At 61.2% G+C, this 2,713-nt stretch carries 1 protein-coding gene; it reads left to right on the forward strand.

Annotation, left to right across the window (positions count from 1 at the left end):
- Window positions 1-717: 717 nt before the first annotated feature.
- Window positions 718-1,356 carry a hypothetical protein gene (locus GVY64_RS36760; RefSeq protein WP_159851282.1) on the forward strand — a complete coding sequence of 213 codons (639 nt, stop codon included), beginning with the start codon at window positions 718-720 and terminating at the stop codon, window positions 1,354-1,356.
- The last annotated feature ends 1,357 nt before the right edge of the window (window positions 1,357-2,713 follow it).

Here is a 2,713-nt window from a genome sequence, read left to right on the forward strand (position 1 = left end):
TACACCAGTACCGCCGCCTGGCCACCCGCTGGGAACGACGCACCGACATCCACCAAGGATTCCTCGACCTCGCCGCCGCCCTCATCTGCTGGCGAAGACTCCGCAACCGAACCTGATAGGCGCTCTACGCGGAGATGTACCCCATCAGCGATGACTGAGCTGGCTTTCGCGCCGCCTCAATTCAGAACACCGTGCGCAGGTCCGCGGCGGGGACCGCCACCTTCGAGGCCCTGGTAGACCCGCCAGGAGCTGTGATTCCCAGAGTTGGCGATGCTGTCGCTGATTGCTGCTTATTGGGGGTGTCGGTAACTCCTGAAGACTGGCCCCTTGGCCGCACTCACCACGGCTGGGAACACCGCGCAGCACTTGGCGCAACGACGGAGAAAAGTACACCATTCAAGAAGTAAAAGGCGGGCTGTCCCCGACCAGGGAAGCGGTGATGGGACCAGCCGTGCGGGAGGTAGGTAGCAAGGGCGTGAGGGGCTGATGTTGGGGAACAGGCTGGCACAGCCCTTCAGGGACATGGCCGAGAGGTTGCGCAGCCGCATCATACCGCGCGGGGGTAAGCACGTTTCCCAGATCTACAGCGGCCCGATCGGCGCGGACGGCCTTCGGGCTGTCAGCCGTGGGACGAGTGAGGGCGACGCGTCGGCTGCCGAACAGCTGAAACACGCCATGGACGGCGATCGGCAGGCAACGGACCGCACACCGAGTCCGGTGCGCACACCCCCGGTCGTCACGGGGCTGGGTGCAAAGGTCGACGCCCTGGTCGCTTTGTCACCGAAGACTGCGCAGAGGCTCGATGACATCTACCGAGCGGGTTATACGATCCGCCGCGGCTCCTTTAGCGGGGGAAGTTACATGTATAGGGAAGAGAAAACGATCACCATTGCGCTGGACTGGCCGCGCCTTACAGTCGCAAGTCTTCTTCATGAACTGGGACACGCCCACCCGGACAACCCGGCAGCGGCTCAGTTGTCGCGACCAATCCCCTATCGAGGAGAGAAACGTGATGATTGGGTCGAGGCGGCAGTAGCGCTCCGGTTGCGCGACGAAGCTCATGCCAACTTCATTGCGCTTGAGGGGCTAGATGAGATCCGCCGCAATGGTGGACCACTCATCCATCTCTACAGCGCAAACGCCCGCACCCACACGGACATCTATGATAGGCACAGGCGTGGTGAACTTTCCAAGGAAGACGCCATAAATCAGATGGCGAGACTGATCGCGAGCGAAAAAGCGAGCACAACGGGCCAAAAATACGAGGATTATTATGGCGACTTTTATCGAAGACAGTTCGTCGTGCATGAATACCTTCGAATGAGAGAAGGTGGCCCGGGGCAGGTGTCAGGGTGACAGCAGCGTCGCACGTTTCCCGGGTGCGCGCCATAGTGGATGCGATCATGTCCGCGCCCGGTGAATTGACGCCTGAAACGGTCTCTGCCGCATGCTCGGCCGCGCTCCATGAGATCGACTGCGTAAACCCTTACATGCGTGAATTCAAAGGGTTCCCGGTGAACGGTCCGTTCGAGACGGTGTCGCTCCGTATCCCCAGGGTCTTATCCCAGAATCCGACCAGGCTGGTGGCCATGACACTCCAAGACGATATCCGACTCACTGCGGCGGACATGGCGGGCGCATTCACATTCTCCTGGGATACAGCGAGTATCAATCCGCACATTCCGCCCGAAGGAACGATCTCGTTCCGAGAACCATGCGACGGGCGAGAATTGTTCCTGCAGTTCACCTACCAGTCGCGACTGCTCCGCCTGGTCACAATCCACGAGAACCCCCGAATGGGGGGGTCTGTCCAGTAGACCTTACAAACCCCGACCGGCCGTAGCCGCCCTCATCGGTCACGCCGACCACCCGCCAGGACGCCCGCGCGCATGACGTCCTGGGCGGCGACACGTTCCGGGCGCGCCAGTCCAACGAACGGATTGACGAGGAGCTCGCCGCGACCGCCGCCGCCAAAGCGGCCCGTGACAAGCACGCCTGTGAAAAACAGCGGTAAGGCCATGGCCGACTGGCCTTCTGCGGGCCCGGCCTCCAGTAAGTTGAACGCTCCGCGCCGGTGTCCGGATCTATCTGGCGTGCTGCGCCTCTGACGGCGGGTTCAGCGCGGCTGCCGACCACTGCAGGCTTATACCGGTTCGAGCCGTCAATGGATGTGCATCACGCGTTTTCGATAGCAATGCCGCACTCCGCGAGTATGACAAGTGTGACCGGAATTTGAAGTCTAAGAATCAAGCGGACCAGTGTCAAGAGATGCAGAGGTGGACTCTATTTTGACGCTTTTCAGTTCGGTCAGGGCTGTGGTGCCGGGGTGTACCCCAGATACACGCCCAAGCGATTGACCTGCGGAAACGCGGGCGGTTTGGTGTCCATCCGAGGCCGAAAGAAAGCAACGTAACCCTCTCCGGGGGTGCATCTGCGGTGGTATCCCGATGTGCTGGTTCGGGCGATGGCGGAGGGCGGAGGGCGGAGAAAAAGTTCGCTGAACGATGGAACCGATCGGGGTGCTTCGGCGGCCAACCAGATGAAGAACCGAAGATTCCATCAACTGGGGGTACGCGAATGACGAAGTAAGAGCTCCTATCAGGTTCGGTTGCGGAGTCTTCGCCAGCAGATGAGGGCGGCGGCGAGGTCGAGGAATCCTTGGTGGATGTCGGTGCGTCGTTCCCAGCGGGTGGCCAGGCGGCGGTACTGGTGT

The sequence above is a fragment of the Nocardia sp. CY41 genome (genome assembly GCF_009829325.1).
GTDB lineage: Bacteria > Actinomycetota > Actinomycetes > Mycobacteriales > Mycobacteriaceae > Nocardia.